General features: G+C 36.6%; 21 protein-coding genes and 1 tRNA gene. 15 read left to right on the top strand and 7 right to left on the bottom strand.

Annotated features, from left to right (window positions below; all coding sequences use genetic code 11):
- Nucleotides 1–21: 21 nt before the first annotated feature.
- The 8 genes from folE to ACO052_RS11445 all read left to right on the top strand — a co-directional run bounded on the left by folE (nucleotide 22) and on the right by ACO052_RS11445 (nucleotide 4,733).
- A complete protein-coding gene (folE, locus tag ACO052_RS11480) occupies nucleotides 22–714 on the top strand; it encodes a GTP cyclohydrolase I FolE (RefSeq protein ID WP_422103897.1) in 693 nt (230 codons plus the stop codon).
- A 3-nt stretch (nucleotides 715–717) separates the two neighbouring features.
- On the top strand, nucleotides 718–945 hold the full coding sequence (locus ACO052_RS11475; RefSeq protein WP_422103896.1) for a hypothetical protein: 228 nt from the start codon (nucleotides 718–720) through the stop codon (nucleotides 943–945).
- A gap of 5 nt (nucleotides 946–950) precedes the next feature.
- Nucleotides 951–1,634: an SDR family NAD(P)-dependent oxidoreductase gene (locus ACO052_RS11470; RefSeq protein ID WP_422103895.1), complete on the top strand. Its 684-nt coding sequence runs from the start codon at nucleotides 951–953 to the stop codon at nucleotides 1,632–1,634.
- 4 nt (nucleotides 1,635–1,638) lie between these two features.
- Nucleotides 1,639–2,178, top strand: a complete 540-nt coding sequence (locus ACO052_RS11465; RefSeq protein WP_422103893.1) for a glutathione peroxidase — start codon at nucleotides 1,639–1,641, stop codon at nucleotides 2,176–2,178.
- Nucleotides 2,179–2,182: 4 nt separating this feature from the next.
- On the top strand, nucleotides 2,183–2,350 hold the full coding sequence (locus ACO052_RS11460) for a Lacal_2735 family protein (protein WP_422103892.1): 168 nt from the start codon (nucleotides 2,183–2,185) through the stop codon (nucleotides 2,348–2,350).
- 4 nt (nucleotides 2,351–2,354) lie between these two features.
- The gene (locus tag ACO052_RS11455) at nucleotides 2,355–2,819 is read left to right on the top strand and encodes a TspO/MBR family protein (protein ID WP_422103891.1); all 465 of its coding nucleotides are present in this window, start codon (nucleotides 2,355–2,357) and stop codon (nucleotides 2,817–2,819) included.
- 22 nt (nucleotides 2,820–2,841) lie between these two features.
- A complete protein-coding gene (locus tag ACO052_RS11450) occupies nucleotides 2,842–3,303 on the top strand; it encodes an SRPBCC family protein (protein ID WP_422103890.1) in 462 nt (153 codons plus the stop codon).
- Nucleotides 3,304–3,428: 125 nt separating this feature from the next.
- Entirely contained in the window at nucleotides 3,429–4,733 is a 1,305-nt protein-coding gene (locus ACO052_RS11445) for a cryptochrome/photolyase family protein (RefSeq protein ID WP_422103889.1), read from the top strand.
- A gap of 218 nt (nucleotides 4,734–4,951) precedes the next feature.
- Here ACO052_RS11445 and ACO052_RS11440 read toward each other — a convergent pair whose 3' ends face one another.
- The 4 genes from ACO052_RS11440 to ACO052_RS11425 all read right to left on the bottom strand — a co-directional run bounded on the left by ACO052_RS11440 (nucleotide 4,952) and on the right by ACO052_RS11425 (nucleotide 10,855).
- Complete coding sequence (locus ACO052_RS11440) at nucleotides 4,952–8,155, bottom strand: T9SS type B sorting domain-containing protein (protein WP_422103888.1); 3,204 nt, start codon at nucleotides 8,153–8,155, stop codon at nucleotides 4,952–4,954.
- Between the two features lie 354 nt (nucleotides 8,156–8,509).
- A complete protein-coding gene (gene murA, locus ACO052_RS11435; RefSeq protein WP_422103887.1) occupies nucleotides 8,510–9,826 on the bottom strand; it encodes a UDP-N-acetylglucosamine 1-carboxyvinyltransferase in 1,317 nt (438 codons plus the stop codon).
- 6 nt (nucleotides 9,827–9,832) lie between these two features.
- Nucleotides 9,833–10,477, bottom strand: a complete 645-nt coding sequence (locus ACO052_RS11430) for a DUF4290 domain-containing protein (RefSeq protein WP_422103886.1) — start codon at nucleotides 10,475–10,477, stop codon at nucleotides 9,833–9,835.
- Between the two features lie 84 nt (nucleotides 10,478–10,561).
- Nucleotides 10,562–10,855, bottom strand: a complete 294-nt coding sequence (locus ACO052_RS11425) for a DUF493 family protein (RefSeq protein ID WP_422103885.1) — start codon at nucleotides 10,853–10,855, stop codon at nucleotides 10,562–10,564.
- Between the two features lie 91 nt (nucleotides 10,856–10,946).
- Between ACO052_RS11425 and ACO052_RS11420 the strand changes: the two genes are divergently transcribed.
- The 5 genes from ACO052_RS11420 to ACO052_RS11400 all read left to right on the top strand — a co-directional run bounded on the left by ACO052_RS11420 (nucleotide 10,947) and on the right by ACO052_RS11400 (nucleotide 15,490).
- The gene (locus tag ACO052_RS11420) at nucleotides 10,947–11,489 is read left to right on the top strand and encodes an AAA family ATPase (RefSeq protein ID WP_422103884.1); all 543 of its coding nucleotides are present in this window, start codon (nucleotides 10,947–10,949) and stop codon (nucleotides 11,487–11,489) included.
- A complete protein-coding gene (locus ACO052_RS11415; RefSeq protein WP_422103883.1) occupies nucleotides 11,489–13,381 on the top strand; it encodes a RecQ family ATP-dependent DNA helicase in 1,893 nt (630 codons plus the stop codon). Before ACO052_RS11420 ends, ACO052_RS11415 begins: the two co-directional genes overlap by 1 nt.
- Nucleotides 13,378–14,337 (top strand): methionyl-tRNA formyltransferase, encoded by a 960-nt coding sequence (gene fmt / locus ACO052_RS11410; RefSeq protein ID WP_422103882.1) that lies wholly within the window; start codon nucleotides 13,378–13,380, stop codon nucleotides 14,335–14,337. Before ACO052_RS11415 ends, fmt begins: the two co-directional genes overlap by 4 nt.
- 195 nt (nucleotides 14,338–14,532) lie before the next feature.
- Nucleotides 14,533–14,805 carry an HU family DNA-binding protein gene (locus tag ACO052_RS11405; RefSeq protein ID WP_076620986.1) on the top strand — a complete coding sequence of 91 codons (273 nt, stop codon included), beginning with the start codon at nucleotides 14,533–14,535 and terminating at the stop codon, nucleotides 14,803–14,805.
- 130 nt (nucleotides 14,806–14,935) lie between these two features.
- Nucleotides 14,936–15,490, top strand: coding sequence for a YqgE/AlgH family protein (locus ACO052_RS11400; RefSeq protein ID WP_422103881.1), 555 nt, complete (start codon nucleotides 14,936–14,938; stop codon nucleotides 15,488–15,490).
- On the opposite strand, the gene ACO052_RS11395 is transcribed toward ACO052_RS11400, so the two are convergent.
- The gene (locus tag ACO052_RS11395; RefSeq protein WP_422103880.1) at nucleotides 15,487–16,341 is read right to left on the bottom strand and encodes an aminotransferase class IV; all 855 of its coding nucleotides are present in this window, start codon (nucleotides 16,339–16,341) and stop codon (nucleotides 15,487–15,489) included. The two genes, ACO052_RS11400 and ACO052_RS11395, sit on opposite strands and share 4 nt — an antisense overlap.
- Before the next feature lie 67 nt (nucleotides 16,342–16,408).
- Nucleotides 16,409–16,801: an START-like domain-containing protein gene (locus ACO052_RS11390; protein ID WP_111684042.1), complete on the bottom strand. Its 393-nt coding sequence runs from the start codon at nucleotides 16,799–16,801 to the stop codon at nucleotides 16,409–16,411.
- A 129-nt stretch (nucleotides 16,802–16,930) separates the two neighbouring features.
- On the opposite strand from ACO052_RS11390, the gene ACO052_RS11385 reads away from it, so the two are divergent.
- Nucleotides 16,931–17,004 (top strand) — tRNA-Met (locus ACO052_RS11385).
- Nucleotides 17,005–17,464: 460 nt separating this feature from the next.
- Nucleotides 17,465–18,079, top strand: a complete 615-nt coding sequence (locus tag ACO052_RS11380; RefSeq protein WP_422103879.1) for a DUF1062 domain-containing protein — start codon at nucleotides 17,465–17,467, stop codon at nucleotides 18,077–18,079.
- Between the two features lie 56 nt (nucleotides 18,080–18,135).
- Here ACO052_RS11380 and ACO052_RS11375 read toward each other — a convergent pair whose 3' ends face one another.
- A complete protein-coding gene (locus ACO052_RS11375) occupies nucleotides 18,136–18,495 on the bottom strand; it encodes a VOC family protein (protein ID WP_422103878.1) in 360 nt (119 codons plus the stop codon).
- Nucleotide 18,496 lies beyond the last annotated feature (1 nt).

Genomic DNA, 18,496 nt, shown 5'->3' with positions numbered 1-18,496 from the left:
ACAGCACATTAAAAAGATTCTATGAATACAGAAACAATTTCCAAAAAAAATGGTCACTACCTCAACGGTTTTAGTATTGATGACATAGGTGATGATCATTTATTCACATCGTTAGAAACACCAATGAAAGCTAATGCTTTTGAGATGTCTAATGAAGAAAAGAAAGAACGTATATCCATATTATTTTCAGAAATCATGGATGTACTTGGTTTAGATTTAACTGATGATTCCTTAAAAGGCACGCCAGATCGCGTGGCAAAAATGTACGTGGAGGAGATATTTTCGGGCTTAGATCCAGAAAATAAACCCAAGGTAGCCTTGTTTGACAATAAGTACCAATATAACCAGATGTTGGTAGAGAAGAACATTACCTTTTATTCCAACTGTGAGCATCATTTTGTACCTATTATTGGTAAGGCACATATCGCCTATAAATCTTCAGGGAAAGTGATTGGTTTATCAAAATTGAATCGTATTGTGCAATATTATGCCAAACGTCCTCAAGTTCAAGAACGTTTGACCAACCAGATAGCCAATGAATTAAAAACAGTATTAGATACAGAAGATGTTGCGGTTATCATTGATGCTAAGCATTTATGCGTGTCTTCGAGAGGTGTGAAAGACGATACCTCAGCAACTGTAACCACATATTATGGAGGTGAATTCAATACACCAGAAAAAATCGCAGAATTACAAAACTATTTAAATAATTAAGCTATGGATATATTAGAAAGAGCAGTAGAATTTGAAAACAGAAAGTTCTCGTTTAAGACCACTAGTGATAGAATTTTAGCCGCAAGAGAGGCCAAAGAAATTATTCTTGGGGTAAATGAAATCTATAAGCAAAAGAAAGACACCAAACTAATGGACTTGATGAAGCGTCTTACAGTGATAAAACAAAAAATTGAAAAGCGCTTAAAAGGAAGACCTTTAACGGCTGCATAAGACCAATGAAGACTATCATTGTAATTGGTGGAAGCAAAGGCATAGGCCATGCAATCGTCTCGTCTTTGCTTCCAACACATAACATCGTGAATATTAGTAGAACACCTCCTGAGTCCTCTCATGAGCATTTAAGGCATTATGATTGTGATATTCTCAGTGATGAATTACCCGATATTGAAGCTGTTGATGGTTTAGTGTATTGCCCGGGCAGTATTAATTTAAAACCTATAAACAGGCTAAGTATTGACGATTTTAAATCAGACTTTGATATCAATGTCATTGGCGCTGTAAAAGCTATTCAGAAGTATTTACCAGCATTAAAGCATGGTCATAAGCCTTCTATCCTATTGTTCAGTACGGTAGCGGCAAAGCTAGGTATGCCATTTCATGCGAGTGTTGCAGCTTCAAAGTCGGCTGTTGAAGGGTTAACAAAATCCTTAGGGGCAGAACTGGCACCGACTATAAGAGTCAATGCTATTGCTCCAACGGTTACGGATACCGATTTGGCATCGAAATTACTGCGCAACGAACGTATGATAGAAAATATGAATGAGCGCCATCCTCTAAAAAAATACCTACAACCCGAAGAAGTCGCCGATATGGCGACCTTCTTATTATCCGAAAAGGCCGCATCTCTTTCAGGACAGATTTTTGAAATGGACTGTGGCATAGTAAGCTTCAAAATTTAAACCTATGAACCCACTTAAAGCCTTTGTTGGCACGCTCAGTGCAACAGATAACGATGTGACCCGAAAAGCATCAAAATCAATTTATGACATCCAAATTAACAGTTTGCAAGGTCAAGCTATAGCCTTGTCTCAATTTAGAGGTAAGAAACTACTATTCGTTAATGTCGCCTCAAAATGCGGATTTACGCCGCAATATCGAGAGCTTCAGAAGCTGCACGACACTTATAAAGACCACTTGGTCATTATTGGTGTGCCTTGTAATCAATTCGGACGACAAGAACCTGGCACTACAGAAGATATCCAAGAGTTTTGCGAAGTCAATTATGGTGTATCGTTCTTAATCACTGAAAAAATCGATGTCAAAGGTCCAAATCAGCATCCCTTATACGAATGGCTAACAACAAAAGCCATTAATGGGAAACAAAATTCTACCGTTAAATGGAATTTTCAAAAGTATTTGGTGGATGAGCACGGGGAATTTTTAGACTTCTTCTACTCTATTACCAAACCCTTTAATTCTCGCATCACGAAATATTTAAATTAAAACTATGTTTGGTTTATTTAAAAAAACATCTGAGCTCGAAAAGCTGCAAAAACAATACGAAAAGCTCATGGCCGATTGGCATAAGCTTTCAACCACCAACCGCGCCGAAAGCGACAAAAAATATGCTGCCGCTCAAAGTGTACTTGAAAAAATTGATGCTTTAAAAAACTGATGCCTTGAGCAAACTGGTCTATTTCATCTTGTTTTTAATCATCAATTTTGGCGGACTGGCTCTTGGCAGTTGGTTGATGAATAATGGCCCAGAATCCTCGTGGTACTTAAATCTCGACAAAGCACCATGGACACCACCAGGTTGGGTCTTTGGAGCAGCTTGGACCACGATCATGGTCTGTTTTTCATGGTATTTGGCCGAACTTTTCCATAACCGAAGTTCAAGATTTATATGGTTGGTCTATGGGCTTCAAGTACTTTTAAATGTAGGTTGGAATTGGGTATTTTTCAATCAGCATCGCATCACTTTAGGTTTACTGGTCATTAGCCTTTTGCTTATGGTGATCTTTTATTTCTTTATCACTTTTAGAAATGACCGTTTAAAATATGCCAAGTATTTGCTGATACCTTACTTAATCTGGCTCTGTATCGCAACATCCTTAAACGGCTATATTGTGTTTAATAATTAGTATAAATTCGACTTTCGAACTCATGAAAATATATACCTTACACAAAAAACAGAACCTTCCCATATCCGTTGATGAAGCTTGGGAGTTTTTATCGAGTCCAAAAAATCTAAAAACCATTACACCTGATTATATGGGCTTTAACATACTTTCTGGTGCTGACAGGCCTATGTATCCCGGACAGATTATTCAATACATCGTGACTCCTGTATTAGGTATTAAAACCAAGTGGGTTACGGAAATTACACATGTCAAGGATAAGGAATACTTTGTAGATGAACAACGCTTTGGTCCTTATTCGTTATGGCATCATAAACATTTTATTAAAGCTATTGATGGAGGCGTGGAAATGGAAGATATTGTGGACTATAAAATCCCAATGGGTATTTTAGGACAATTGGTTCATCCTATATTGGTTAAACCAAAGCTTGAAGAGATCTTTAATTACAGAACTCAAAAATTAGAAGAACTGTTTGGTAAGTATTAATTTACTAGCTGTCATAGCGAATTGTGAGGCACGAACAATATGGCTATCTGTTTATTAATATTAGAAGATAAAGAGATTGCCACGGTCATTCTCCCCTCGCAATGACATAAAACATATCAAATAGAATGAAAAGTAAAATAAACATATTCTGGTTTAGAAGAGACCTGAGACTAGAGGACAATGTAGGGCTATTTCACGCCTTAAACGGTGAACATCCCGTATTAGCCGTTTTTATATTTGATACAGAGATTTTAGATCAACTGCCTAAAGACGATGCGCGTGTCAATTTTATACATGACAGCCTTTTAAAGATGAGACAAAAGTTACAGGATGAACATGGGAGCAGTTTAGCATTATATCACGGCAAACCTATAGATATCTACAAACAACTCATACAAGAATATCGTATTGCAACCGTTTATACCAATCACGACTATGAGCCTTACGCCACGCTTAGGGATACCGAAATAGGCGAGTTCTTAGAATCGAACGGCATAACATTCAAAACCTTCAAGGACCAAGTCATTTTTGAAAAAGACGAAATCGTAAAAAAAGATGGTCATCCCTATGTGGTCTATACGCCATATATGCGCACTTGGAAGGCGGGGTTCAAACACAGTGAATTTAAATTTTACCCTTCAGAAGCGCATCTTGAACGACTGCTAAAAACGAAGGACCTACCCCATTTAAGTTTATCCGATATTGGTTTTGAAAGTGGCTCTCAAAGCGTACTACCTTACACGGTTAATCCAAAGCTCATTCAAGACTATGAAGCAACTCGAAATTTTCCTGCCAAAGATGCGACATCTCGCCTGGGACCTCATCTCCGATTTGGGACGGTTAGCATCAGAAAGATGGTTGAAAAAGCTATTGCAGAAAAAAATGAAATCTTTTGGCAAGAGCTAATTTGGCGTGAGTTTTTTATGCAAATTCTATGGCACTTTCCTCATACCAAGGACCAAGCGTTTAAGCCTAAGTACGATAGGATACAATGGAGAAATAACGAAGTGGAGTTTAAATTATGGTGCGAAGGTAAAACGGGTTATCCTTTAGTCGATGCAGGTATGAGGCAACTCAATGAAACTGGATTTATGCATAACCGCGTAAGAATGCTGGTCGGCAGCTTTCTGTGCAAGCATCTTTTAATCGATTGGCGTTGGGGAGAAGCTTACTTCGCTCAAAAATTGCACGATTACGAGATGGCAAGCAATGTGGGGAACTGGCAATGGGTTGCCGGTTCGGGAGTCGATGCCGCTCCCTATTTCAGGATTTTTAATCCCACCTCTCAAATTCAAAAGTTTGATAAAAACTTAGAGTACATTAAAAAATGGGTGCCGGACTTTCAGGAGTTAACCTATCCTCGCCCTATAGTGGACCACAAAATGGCTAGAGAACGCTGTTTAGAGGTTTATAAATCCGCATTAAATTAACATTATCTGTAATTAATTTTAATTTTTTTAACGATTTATATAATAAATCAAAATTTAAAGCGTTGCTCTTTTAAGACGCCACGTCTTAACCGAAATAACCATTTCAAAAAACAATTCTAAAAGCCCTGTTTATCGCAGGGTTTTTTTAGTATAAACTATTCTAAGAGGTTTTAATGTATTATACGTTATAACAACAATTCAATATTAAATGTGATTATCTAACGCTTAAGCGTGAAGTGACCTACATGGGTTTTACCATTCTTTCTTTCTACAACAAACCAGTAATCGCTGGTTGGCATTCTTTTACCATTATAAGTCCCATCCCATCCTCTTTGATCACCTGAAAAAGCAGTTAATAATTTTCCATATCTATTGTAAACAAAAACCTTTAAATCAGGTTCAAATTGAGACCCTGAAATTTGCCAATATTCATTATCGCCATCGCCGTTAGGGGTAAAAAATCTTCTATAATCGAGTAATGAAATTGATTCTGTAATAACACCACAACCATTTCTATCTCTTATAAAAATAGTGTAGTCACCGGTGCTTAGATCCGTAAAGAAGCTTTGTGGCTGGTAAGTTAATCCATCCAATGAATACTCGTAGTCACCTAGACCCAATACTTCAATGGTGATAGAGTTGCTATTAGCAGTGAAGTCTTCGGTAACAATGGAATTAACAACAGCTACTCCAGAGGCCTCGACTGTATAAGTCTTAGTTGCGCTACACGAAAAGTCACCATAATCATTTGAAACGGTTACCGAATATACACCTGCTGTATTAACAATTATATCTCTAGTTAATTGGCCCGTAGACCATAAATAGCTAGAATACCCTGAATCTGCCGACAGTAAAATCGGGGCATCCTCACAAATGGTAATCGATTCGTCCACCCCTAATTCTGGAATTAAGCCGACTGTCAGTTGAAAAGAAGTCGTTTTATAACAGATATCTATTGTATTGTTGATCAGTCTTGCAAAAATAGTTTGAGGGTTGGTTATGTTTTCATAGTTTTCTGAGATGGGATTATTACCAGAATCGGCGTCATTTTGATTTAAATGATACGTAATCGTAAAATTTTCTGGATTTTGACTACCTAACAATTCTGGATTTTGTTGGGATAAATCAAAAATAGCTTGGTTGGTAGATTCCTCACTACAAATCACTAAATCCATGGGTGAACCAATGGTTACCACAGGAACCAAATCCATTAAATTAATGCTAATAGCTTCTATACTACCGCAGGCATCCTCAACTCTGATTTCATAAATACCAGGATCTAAACCTGTAAAAACATTGTCCTCGGCATTATCTATAACTATTGGCGAAATTATGGAAAAATTATATGGAGGAACCCCCGTGACATCTACAAATATATCTGATGGACCCGAACCGCCATCACAATTAAGATTAAAGACATTGTTTATAATCAGATCTGAACCTATATCGAATTCCGCAAAAATATCAAGACAATACGAATCAGCATTTAGGTCATTAAAAGATTGAAAGGCTTTTATCAACCTAAAAGTTCCTATGAAGAAATTGTTAAGAATCGTTTCTCCATTTTGAATAGCAATGGCATTTGAATCATTGGGCAGCTCACCTTCTGTATAAATAACTCCCGTATCTGGATGGCCCCAACTATCACTATCTGGATAGTACTTTTGAAACCAAAACGATTTATTAGTGACTGAATCATCAGTATCCAAAATGCCTAAATCAAAAGAGCCGCAATTTTTTTGTAAACTATAAATCGATGGGTCACTTACATAACTCTCAATATTTTGGTTAAAGGTGAATTCGTTACCACAACTATCAGTAAATTGAACAGTATAATTACCTGTTGGTAAGCTATCCACATAAAAAATTCCACTTGCCAGTATAGCATCACTATAATCAAACGGTAGTGTCGACGAAAATGTAGATGGTGCCTCAATAACTACAACAGATTCAATAGTTCCATAAGAACCCCCAATTCGCAGACTGCCTGTATCTGATAGACAATTAGGTGATGTACTAATATTTAGAGGTAAGTCTTCTAATTCTGGGATAACAATTTCTTCTAAATATATATTACCACAATTATCTATCACTTCTAACATATAAGATCCTATCACCAAATCACTTACTGCTAAGAGACTACCTGACGACGATATAAAACTGCCTATATTATCTGGTATATCATTTTCATAGTCCACTGGTGCGTCCATAAATACAGCAGAAACAATCTCTCTGTCAGGAATACTAAAAGTAAATTCTCCAGTTAAAGGGTCACATCCCCTATTATTTGTAGTTATCATGGGCTCTTCTAGCTCTTCAACCAAATCAACAGTAGCCGTATCGCTTCTGCCACAGGAGTCCACTACAACAACAGTATAAGTTCCAATAGGTAAGCCCGTTTCTTCCTGCTCAAATAAGATTGTAGATTCTGTATAAACACCGTCATTATCATTAAAATCCGAAGGATTGAACCCCTCTGGCGCTTCAATAAATTCTAAAGTGTATGGTGGTAATATATTAGTTACATTGATCGTCAGATTATCATTGCAAATACCAGGTACGGGCATTAAACTAATTTGGGGATTAAGGTCAACAACCTCAGTATTGATTACTATATTGCCACAGTCGTCTTGAACTGTAATTTCTAGTTCATAGGTCTCATCGTCAAAATTTGCAATAGTCTCAGTAATTTCAAGTTCATTATCGGGACCAGTATCATAAGTATTGGTAAAACTTGTAGATGCACTTCCATCCAATAAACTAGAGGTGTATTCTACCGATATAGGGTATGAAAGGATTACTCCGCTTTGCGCAATAATTGAATAACTTATTGTGATTTCTTCGCAACTATCTAAAATATCTGGTTGTTGAATCGCACTAATTGAAAAAGAAGCTTCAACAGCTATTAATGTATAGGTTTTTGTTAAGGCATTACCACAATCATCAAAAACACGAATAACATAAGTACCATCTGGGAGATTATTAAAGGTATTTTCCTCTTGTAAAGGAACAGTGACTGGACCAGAAATAATTTCATAAAATTCGGGGTTACCAGATAATGTCGTTACAATAAGACTCGATGTATCACATTCCCCTAGCGCACCTTGTTCAATTTCAAAATCTAAAACAGAAAATACACTATTTACAGTTCCATCAGCATTTTGTGAGTTTTGTAATTCTCCGAGCGCCTGTATCGCTTGTACCTTATAATTACCACTTTCTAAATTACTAAAGATATTTGCAGACGTTTGTGCAATGGGTGTATTAACATCTGGATATAAAAAAAGATTGTAGACGATTGAAGCACCATCTGTAGTGCCCGAGACGGTCATTGAAATAGAGCCATTACCAGCACAGGATTCATCAATTACGGATAGTGATAAATCAAAATCATTCAATTGAGCAGCTATGAGTTGCCCCATTAACAAAAAACAAAATAGAATACAATGCTTTAGAGGGAACATAGAATCCATTGTACTTAACTTAATAGCAATTTTTGAATAAGATACGATAATTATAGAGCTCAATTAGAAACTCTTAGATATAATTAACACAATTATCTATGAATTAAACAATTAAGGACAAATTCCACCAAATAAAACCGAAATTTTATTGGACATCGTATAAGGCCATGTGTCAGTACTGGCTTTTAAAGCATTACTATAATGGTCTAAAATTTATGTGATGGCGTATTTGCAGAAAATCCGTAATGTAATGAGTTAAGAACAGTTTAGGATGATATAGTAAAACGCAAGTACCTTTATAAGTCTTTAAATTTAATTGCCCGGCACGCGCTCAATCTTTGCGCCTATAGCTCTTAAGCGCTCGTCTATATTTTCGTAGCCTCTATCTATTTGTTCAATATTGTGTATAGTAGAGGTGCCTTTGGCAGAGAGTGCTGCTATCAATAAAGAAATACCTGCTCTAATATCTGGCGATGTCATCGTGGTAGCTTTTAAAGTAGACTTAAAATCATGCCCTATTACCGTTGCCCTATGTGGATCGCATAGGATAATTTTTGCCCCCATATCTATAAGCTTATCGACAAAAAACAAGCGACTTTCAAACATTTTTTGATGTACCAAGACCTCACCTCTTGCTTGCGTGGCAATAACCAGTACAATACTCAATAAATCCGGTGTAAATCCTGGCCATGGTGCATCGGCAATGGTTAAAATAGAACCATCAATATAGTTTTGTATCTGGTAACCATCTTTATGCGCTGGTATGTGGATATCATCCCCTTGCTGCTCAACCGTTATTCCCAACTTTCTGAACACATTTGGGATTTGACCTAAATCATTCCAACTCACATCTTTAATGGTCAGCTCGCTTTTGGTCATGGCAGCTAGACCGATCCAGCTACCAATTTCAATCATATCAGGCAACATTTTGTGTTCTGTTCCGCCGAGGTGCTCTACACCTTCAATGATAAGCATGTTAGATCCTATGCCCGAAATCTTGGCTCCCATTCTATTGAGCATCTTGCACAATTGTTGTAGATAAGGCTCACAGGCCGCATTGTATATGGTTGTTGTACCTTCGGCCAAGACCGCTGCCATAACGATATTTGCAGTTCCCGTAACCGAGGCTTCATCCAAAAGCATATAAGTCCCCTTTAATTGCTCTGCCTCTACGCCATAGAAATAATCTTCTCTATTATATCGAAACTTAGCACCTAAATTAATAAAGCCTTCAAAATGGGTATCTAAACGTCGTCGTCCTATTTTATCCCCACCAGGCTTAGGGATATACCCCTTACCAAAGCGCGCCAATAAGGGACCAACAATCATTATGGAACCGCGTAAGCCGCGTCCTTCCACTTTAAACTGATCAGACTCTAGATAGTCGAGATCAATATGCTCCGCTTTGAAGGTATAGGTATCCGAAGCTAATTTTTCAACAGTTACTCCAAGATTAGCTAAAAGTTTAATGAGCTTATTAACATCTACAATATCTGGGATATTAGTGATAGTTACTTTTTCTGGGGTGAGCAAGACCGCACATAAAATCTGCAAAGCCTCATTTTTGGCACCTTGAGGTTTTATTGAACCTTTTAGTTGGTGGCCACCTTCAATTTTAAATGTACTCATACGTTATTAGTAACGTTTTCTGTTGTTGGAATATTTCTTTTTGGATTTTTTAGAACCGCTCTTACTACCATACTTAGACTTGGTTTTCATTAAGCTAGAGGCATCCGTTAGATCTTCTTCGCTATCCTTTAAATTGATTTTACCATCGGAAAGCTCAAACAAGTGATCAAAAATAACGATATCCTCCACGGTATCCTTATTCCAATTGAGGTAGCACTTTTTCATGTGGTTGGCGATGGTATAGACCAAAGCCTCTTTCATTTCGCCATCTTCCCAGGTACTGGCCACATCGATCATCGTTTTGATATTATTGCCATAAAAACGATACTTGGGATGATTCTGCGGATATTTTAAAGGTTCCGGCCCTGCTGTGAGTTCTTCTTTAGACGGTTTTGGAAATGGTGAATCTGCATCCAATTCAAAATCGGACATGATGAAAAGCTGATCCCATAATTTATGCTGAAAATCTGGGACGTCTCTCAAATGCGGCTGAAGATTCCCCATAACGGAAATGATAGCTTTTGCCAATTTGTTTCTCTCTTCCTTAGTCTCGCGCGATTTGGCATAATTGATCATCTTTTGCAAATGACGGCCATATTCTGGTATAATTAAATGCTCGCGCTCTGTGTTGTATTCTAAATTATCTATCAAAATGTAAAATGTGTAGTAATTATAAAACCTGCAGTTTACGGTTTTGTCGCAAAGTACAAAAAAATAGCTAGCTTATAAGAAATATTACAGCGAAATTACGCCTTCGACTTTTTCTGCAACTTCTTTGTATTTTAATATGACAGCATCTGGATTTTTCATTCTAACGTTCACAGAGACACTTGTGTATTTACCATTTTTAGATGGCCTCGTTTCTATTACGGCGCCTAAATGATTAAACAAGGATTTTATTTCTTCGATCTTTGAAGTCTCAGAAATTACGATAAACTTATATAAATATTCTGTGGGCCAAAGTGCCGTATCTTGTAATTGAGACTTTAGCTTGCTGTAAAATTCTTCAGATTTTTTATTATTGTCCATTATCAGCTTTTATAAATGCAAAGATACATCTTACTTTACATTTTTCGTTTTAATATTTTATCCCGATTTTTACTGCAAAAATACTGCCAATTTGAATCCAAAAAAAGTTGTTATTGCTGGTGGCCCAGGAACTGGGAAAACCTCCATTATCGATCATCTAAAAGAACGAGGTTTTGTTTGTTACGATGAAATATCGCGACAAGTAACGCTACAGGCCAGAAAGGATGGTATTGAACAACTCTTTCTTATAGAACCTTTGCTTTTTAGCGAAAAGTTATTGGAAGGAAGAATACAACAGTTTAACAATGCTTCACAAGAGCACGAATCTGTTGTCTTTTTAGATAGAGGTATTCCAGATGTATTAGCCTATATGGATTATATTGGTGATCCTTACCCTGATTATTTTATTGAAGCCTCTAAAGTTAACCTATATGACTATGTATTTATATTGGCCCCATGGCAAGAAATTTTCATCAGCGATAGTGAGCGCTATGAAAATTTTGAACAAGCCATAGAGATTCATCATCATTTACTGAGCACTTATAAACGCTTTGGCTATCAACTCATTGATGTGCCTTTTGCATCCGTTGAACAACGATCGGATTTTATTCTAGAGGAATTAAATATACAGTAATGCATCCTATAGAAGTCTTAGAACGCTATTGGAATTATACCTCCTTCAGACCTTTACAGGAAGATATCATTACTTCCGTATTGGATGGTGAAGACACCTTTGCGCTGTTGCCAACTGGTGGTGGAAAATCCATATGTTTTCAAATTCCCGCACTCATTAGGGATGGGATTTGTATTGTGGTCTCACCTCTTATTGCTTTAATGAAAGATCAAGTGAACGCCTTAAAGCAAAAAGGCATTAAAGCGATTGCTCTGACTTCTGGAATGTCTTATACCGATTTAGACACACAACTAGATAATTGTATCTATGGCAAGTATAAGTTTTTGTATCTCTCACCAGAGCGTTTACAGCAACCTATAGTACAAGAACGCATTCAGCAGATGAAAGTGAACCTTATCGCTGTAGATGAGGCCCATTGTATTAGCCAATGGGGGAATGATTTTAGACCAGCTTATAAGCATATTTCTATCCTGAGGACCCTACATCCCCATGTAAATTGCATCGCCCTTACGGCAACAGCTAAGCACAATATTGTTGAAGATATCATCACCAATCTCGATTTTATTGCGCCCAGAATTTTTAAGGGCTCCTTTGCCCGACCCAATATCGCTTATCATGTAAGGTCTACGGAGGATAAACTATTCCAATTAGAACATACTTTAAATACACATCCCGGGACTTCAATTATATATGTAAGAAATCGACGCGCCACAAAAGACATCCACCACTATCTGGAAACCAAAGGGTTTTCATCGACCTTTTATCATGGCGGTATGACCAATAAAGAAAAGCAAGAGCGTTTGCAAGAATGGAGCCATGGACAAACGCGGATTATGGTCGCTACAACGGCTTTTGGAATGGGCATTGATAAAGCTAATGTTAGAACCGTCATTCATTTTAATTTACCGGAAAGTTTAGAGAGTTATTATCAAGAAGCTGGTCGTGCTGGAAGAGATGGTACATTGGCACACGCCATTATCCTAAATCAGCCTATCGATGAAGATCATTTGCGCCAACAGTTTTTAAATGTCTTGCCCGCCGTAAAATTTATAAAGAAGGTTTACAAAAAATTGAGCAGCTATTTTCAAATTGCCTATGGAGAAGGGGAAAACAGTACACACCAATTTGATTTTAGGTCCTTTTGCTCTACATATCAGTTAAATCCTAGTATCACCTACAACGCTCTCATATTATTAGATCGAAATTCCGTTATCTCCTTAACACAGCATTTTAATTTCAGAACCAAAATACAGTTCTTAATTAGTAATACAATCTTATTTCAATATCTAGAAAAACATCTCGATTTAAACACTATAGTCAAAGCATTGCTCAGAACTTACGGAGGTATTTTTGATTATGAAACAAAGGTCAATTTAAACCTGATTACACAAAAATCGAGCTTGTCTGAAAAACAGGTGATTTCCCAATTACAGCAACTGGAAAAAGATGGCATCATCAGTTTACAAATGGCAAATACTGATTCTGAAATTACATTTTTAAAACCACGCGAAGACGATGCGACCATTAACCCCATTGCCAAAATTATTAAGCAACAGCATCTGTTAAAACATCAGCAGGTGAATGCCGTACTCGACTATATCAAAAATGACAAGGTTTGCAAAAGCCAACAAATGCTTCGCTATTTTGGTGAACAGGTATCCAAACCATGTGGAATTTGCTCAGTGTGTTTGCAATTGAAGGCTAATACCCAAGATGAGCCTATTGGTGTTTCCCATCGTATTCTTAGCGCATTACAAATGGAAGACTTATCTTCGCGCCAATTATTACAGACCATAAATTGTACCGAAAAGCAACTGATCCAAAGTCTGTCTGAGCTTATTGAGATCAATAAGATTAAACTAACATCCGCTAATACCTACACGCTTTCATGACAAAAAAACGCGACTTACGAATTGTTTTTATGGGCACTCCAGATTTTGCCGTTGCCAGTTTAAAAGCCCTATTAGACCATAATTATAATGTGGTCGGCGTCATTACCGCTCCAGACCGTAAGGCTGGTCGAGGACAAAAACTAAGGGCTTCAGCCGTAAAGGCATTTGCACTAGAACACCAATTACATATCTTACAGCCCAAAAATTTAAAGGCCGAATCCTTTATTGCAGAACTCAAGGCTTTGAATGCTAATTTGCAAATCATTGTTGCTTTTAGAATGTTGCCCAAAGTCGTTTGGCAAATGCCAGCATATGGTACCTTTAACCTGCACGCGTCCTTATTGCCACAATATAGAGGTGCCGCCCCAATACACTGGGCCATTATCAACGGTGAGACCAAAACAGGTGTTACCACCTTCTTTATTGATGAAAAAATTGATACGGGTGCCATTATATTGAGTGAAGACATCACGATAGAAGATCATACCACTGTAGGGGAGCTTCACGACGATTTAATGCATTTAGGAAGTGATCTGGTTATAAAAACGGCTGAAGCTATTAAAACTGATACTATTTCAACGACCATTCAACCGCAGTCAACGGATTTAAAAACCGCTTATAAACTCAATCGCGATAATTGTAAAATTGATTGGACAGAAGATTTAGATACCATTTACAATAAAATACGCGGATTAAACCCTTTTCCAACTGCTTGGTGCTACTTAGATAATGGTGGGGAAGAACAACTTAGCGTCAAGATATATGGTATTGAAAAACAAATAGCTGCACATAAACACAGTGCGGGACTAATTTTTACGGATAAAAACAGTATAAAAATTTCATGTTCTGGTGGTTATATAAAAGTGAATGAAATCCAACTCCCTGGAAAGCGAAAATTGGATATAAAGTCCTTATTAAATGGTTTTGAATTTAAAGAAGGCGCCAAACTTCTGTAAACCCTTATTATCATTGACGTTGTAAAAAATCCGACAAAATGCATTCCTTTATTAACAAATGCCATGACTTATCAACAAAAACGCTCTTTTCCCTTGCTATTACTTGCATAGCTTAATATTACTAATAAATTTGTGTACGGATTTTTAAGAATTATCATTAAAAACCGAATTTTTAACAATTTAAATTTAACATTTATGAACAAAACAGATTTAATCAATGGTATGGCAGAGAATGCTGGAATTACAAAAGCTGCTGCGAAAAAAGCATTAGATTCTATGCTTATTGACATTGAAGGAGCATTACAGAAAGGAAACAGAGTTTCTTTAGTAGGTTTCGGATCTTGGTCAGTTTCTAGAAGAGCTGCAAGAGACGGAAGAAACCCTCAGACCGGTAAAACTATCAAGATTAAAGCTAAAAATGTAGTGAAGTTTAAGGCAGGTTCTGACTTAAGCAACGCTGTAAACTAAGACATTTTTTCTTAAAGATACGAAGCCTGCTTATCTAGCAGGCTTTTTTTTGCTCTAATTTTTAAGGAGTTAAAGTTGTTTAAGTGCCAAAAATATCCTAGATTTAGTTGACTATTAATTATAGAGTTATATGATTAAGCCCGAAAAAGGCAATTTACTCATTGCAGAACCATCCATTATCGGAGACCTTTCCTTTAATCGTGCAGTGATTCTTTTAGCAGATCACAATGCATTGGGTTCGGTTGGGTTTATTTTAAACAAACCTTTGGACTATAATCTTAAAGACCTTATTGAGGGTACTGAATCAGAATTTACTGTTTATAACGGAGGCCCTGTTGAACAAGACAACTTATATTTTATACACAAATCTCCTGAATTGATCCCTAATAGTATCGAAATCTCTAACGGTATTTTTTGGGGAGGTGATTTTAATGTTGTCCTAGAACTAATAAACAGTCAAAGAATATCAAAGGATGACATTAGATTCTTTTTAGGCTATTCTGGCTGGGCCGAGCAGCAACTTGATGATGAGCTGGAGTCTAATGCTTGGCTAGTCTCTGAGAATATTTACAATAATGGTATCATCGCCAAATCTTGCAGCACCTTTTGGCGTGAAAAAATGTTGGAACTCGGTGGCGAATACAGTATTTGGTCCAACGCACCAGAGAATCCAAGTTACAATTAAGACATGAGCCTCAATTGCGCATTGAGTCGGCCTACGACTTTTTGAGCAAAACTGCTTTCGTATGATTTTTTGCGATACTTGGTAATAGGTATGATCCCTTTTATAACATTGGTAATAAAAAGTTCATCTGCTTTTTGTAGCTCAAATGGGCTAATGGAGGCCTCTTCGACATAGAGATTAACATCTTTGGACAAGATTTTTAGAACCTGTTTACGCATAATACCACGTAAGCAACCGTCTTCTAAAGGAGGGGTTTTTATTTGATCGCCTTTTACCAAAAATAAATTGCCATTTAGTGCTTCAATGACGGATTTATCAGTGTTTAATACCAAACAATTATCATAGTCATTTTCCTTAGCATAGATGCTACCAAGAACTTGAATCGCCTTATTATTAGATTTTAAACCAGATAGTATACCTGGAGCTACAAAAAAATCTTTATAAAGATCAACACTGTAATTGCCATGAGCGGCGATGCTATAAAATGGATTATCCAGGGCTTCGGCGCTAATATTGAATGCGATATTCGTGTCATCATTAGGTAAATATTTACCGCCCTCTCCTCTATCGACATTCAATCGTACTCTAGCCGCAGCTGTCATCAAATGATTAGCCTCAACGGTTTTGAGTATTTCCGCTTCAAGAAATTCCATGGTAAAGTGCATGGGGATATCCATTCGCATAATGCGCATGGACGCCATAAGTCTAAAGTAATGATCTTCCCAAAAAAAGAGCTTTCCATTGACCACTTTAAGGGTTTCAAAAAGGGCATCACCATATTTGTACCCTCTATTTTCAGGGGTGATATTAGAGTGGGACTGATCGTAGAGCCGTCCATTAAAATTTACCATAAAAAAAGTCTCGATTTAGTTTTTAAATAAACCGAGACAAAGATATAATAGTTGAGTTAGTTACGAGTTAACGAGAGCCTAAAACTTGTTTAAGACTCGAGATCTGATTATCCCAGAGCATTTTACCTTCTTCAATTTCATCATCTTCTGCAAAATCGGTAATCATTAAGGACACATCTTTGGTAATCTCATCGACCTGAATTCGTATTTCAAAATAGTAGCTTGCACCATCTTCTTCATCACTTAACCAACGGAACTTAACGCGTTCGCCACTTTTCTTGGTTAACAGTTTTGCCTGTTCTTCTGAACCATCCCATATAAAAGTAAATAACTCTCCTCGAGAATTAACATTGTCGGCAAACCACTCTGATAAACCGGAAGGTGTTGAGATGTACTGGTAAATAAGCGATGGGGATGCTTGGATCACAAACTCCATTTCATATTTTTCTTTATCGTCCATATAAGCATTGATTTAAGGCTCAATATATACAATTATGATACAATTCAAAACTTTAGACGAAAATTATTTTTTTTAGAATCTTATGTTTGTTGTCGTAGAATTTGTTTTTATATTTGCAGCCGCAATAATGGCGAGGTAGCTCAGTTGGTTAGAGCGTCGGATTCATAACCCGGAGGTCTCGAGTTCAAATCTCGATCTCGCTACAGCAGCAAAAGTCCAATACGAAAGTATTGGGCTTTTTTTGTTGACGGCACTGAAGCTTGCTTCAAAGTGCATAGGAAACAAAAAATGGTAATACGAAACTCGCTATCAATCTCTTGTTATCAAAAAACCCTTCGGCTCAGACACCATATTAATAGCGGTATCACTATTCCCTATTAAAAAAAATAGTATTTTTGCGACGATCATATAAGATGTAAACATATAACATTTTGAGAACGACTCTTAAATTTATATTCGCTTAAAATTAGCCTCAGAAACCACTGGGCTAATGACTTTTTTATTCGAGTGATCTACTCGAATCGGTTTTTCATTTAATCATTCTTTGCTGTCTTGCTGTAAGAGCAATCACGTATTGTTTTCGGTCTTGATAATTCAATTCTGAAAACGTAATGATTAAATGCTGTCTAAAAATCAAAAAAATGTTAAGCGGAATTATAAATTGTGAGAAACGAATATACTTGGGAGATCAAAGCAACAAACACTCCTCTTTTAATAAAAAAATGCAGTCATTGCAATAATGATAGATTTTATTGTAGTGAAAAATTCAGATTAAATGCTCAAAAAAAAAATGTAGATGTATGGCTGATTTACAGATGCCAAAAATGTGATAGTACAACTAATATGACCATATTCCATCGCGTCAAAACAAGTTCAATTAACAAAAAGCTGTATGAACAACTTTCTGAAAATGAATCCGAACTAGCGTGGAAATACGCATTCTCTTATGAAATAAAACAAAAAAACAATATTGAATTTGACTTTAAAAGTGTTGACTATAAAATATGTCATGATGGTATAACTTTGGAAGATATTTTAAATTCAAACATCGAAATCATCACTTTTAACATCAAATATCCTTTTGATTTCAATCTTAAATTATCATCCGTTATTCGGACTTGTTTAGGAATATCATCAAAACAATTGGAACGGTTAATTGAATGGGAAGTAATTTCAATTCAAGAACAATTTTTACAAAGAAAAAGAAAGGTAAAAAATGAAAATGTCGTAAAAGTAGACGTAGGAAAGCTCAAAAATATCATTGAGCAGAAAAACTAAGTAAGAACGAACAGCTAGCAAAGTGTATTTGGTGTTTCCAAAATATCTTTATGTCTTTACTTCGTTCTTTGTTTTAACACAATAGAATTTCTATCTGGATCATAACAACCAATACTTAAGGCTGCTTCAGTTTCATGGATTGACCCCATTAGTTCGCCTTTGAGAATTTTAATCAAGGCGATAGCTGTATGTATATCCTGAACTTCAACCTCTAGTTGATGTCTATTTTGTGTTGCCTTATTATTAGCGACATCTGCAGGACAAAACAGAATGTCTAAATTACCCCAATTACCGCGATATAATGTAGTCCCAAAGTCATCAAAACTTTCATAGACAATACCAAATACTCTTGAATAAAATTCTAGCATATCTGCCATACGTACTACGGCCAAAGTAAATCCTATGATAGCGTTCATT

It is taken from the genome of Winogradskyella sp., from assembly GCF_965228925.1.
Classification (GTDB): domain Bacteria; phylum Bacteroidota; class Bacteroidia; order Flavobacteriales; family Flavobacteriaceae; genus Winogradskyella.
The sequence above is the reverse complement of the archived record's forward strand: the minus strand, read 5'-3'. Positions and strand labels throughout refer to the sequence as shown.

What these genes read in the sequence shown, in the direction of transcription:
- folE (WP_422103897.1), top strand. Translation starts at nt 22, where the DNA reads ATGAATACAGAAACAATTTCCAAAAAAAATGGTCACTACCTCAACGGT.
- ACO052_RS11375 (WP_422103878.1), bottom strand. Translation starts at nt 18,495, where the DNA reads ATGAACGCTATCATAGGATTTACTTTGGCCGTAGTACGTATGGCAGAT.
- ACO052_RS11400 (WP_422103881.1), top strand. Translation starts at nt 14,936, where the DNA reads ATGATTAAGCCCGAAAAAGGCAATTTACTCATTGCAGAACCATCCATT.
- ACO052_RS11460 (WP_422103892.1), top strand. Translation starts at nt 2,183, where the DNA reads ATGTTTGGTTTATTTAAAAAAACATCTGAGCTCGAAAAGCTGCAAAAA.
- ACO052_RS11425 (WP_422103885.1), bottom strand. Translation starts at nt 10,855, where the DNA reads ATGGACAATAATAAAAAATCTGAAGAATTTTACAGCAAGCTAAAGTCT.
- ACO052_RS11395 (WP_422103880.1), bottom strand. Translation starts at nt 16,341, where the DNA reads ATGGTAAATTTTAATGGACGGCTCTACGATCAGTCCCACTCTAATATC.
- ACO052_RS11445 (WP_422103889.1), top strand. Translation starts at nt 3,429, where the DNA reads ATGAAAAGTAAAATAAACATATTCTGGTTTAGAAGAGACCTGAGACTA.
- fmt (WP_422103882.1), top strand. Translation starts at nt 13,378, where the DNA reads ATGACAAAAAAACGCGACTTACGAATTGTTTTTATGGGCACTCCAGAT.
- ACO052_RS11470 (WP_422103895.1), top strand. Translation starts at nt 951, where the DNA reads ATGAAGACTATCATTGTAATTGGTGGAAGCAAAGGCATAGGCCATGCA.
- ACO052_RS11475 (WP_422103896.1), top strand. Translation starts at nt 718, where the DNA reads ATGGATATATTAGAAAGAGCAGTAGAATTTGAAAACAGAAAGTTCTCG.
- ACO052_RS11405 (WP_076620986.1), top strand. Translation starts at nt 14,533, where the DNA reads ATGAACAAAACAGATTTAATCAATGGTATGGCAGAGAATGCTGGAATT.
- ACO052_RS11440 (WP_422103888.1), bottom strand. Translation starts at nt 8,155, where the DNA reads ATGGGGCAACTCATAGCTGCTCAATTGAATGATTTTGATTTATCACTA.
- ACO052_RS11415 (WP_422103883.1), top strand. Translation starts at nt 11,489, where the DNA reads ATGCATCCTATAGAAGTCTTAGAACGCTATTGGAATTATACCTCCTTC.
- ACO052_RS11390 (WP_111684042.1), bottom strand. Translation starts at nt 16,801, where the DNA reads ATGGACGATAAAGAAAAATATGAAATGGAGTTTGTGATCCAAGCATCC.
- murA (WP_422103887.1), bottom strand. Translation starts at nt 9,826, where the DNA reads ATGAGTACATTTAAAATTGAAGGTGGCCACCAACTAAAAGGTTCAATA.
- ACO052_RS11465 (WP_422103893.1), top strand. Translation starts at nt 1,639, where the DNA reads ATGAACCCACTTAAAGCCTTTGTTGGCACGCTCAGTGCAACAGATAAC.
- ACO052_RS11450 (WP_422103890.1), top strand. Translation starts at nt 2,842, where the DNA reads ATGAAAATATATACCTTACACAAAAAACAGAACCTTCCCATATCCGTT.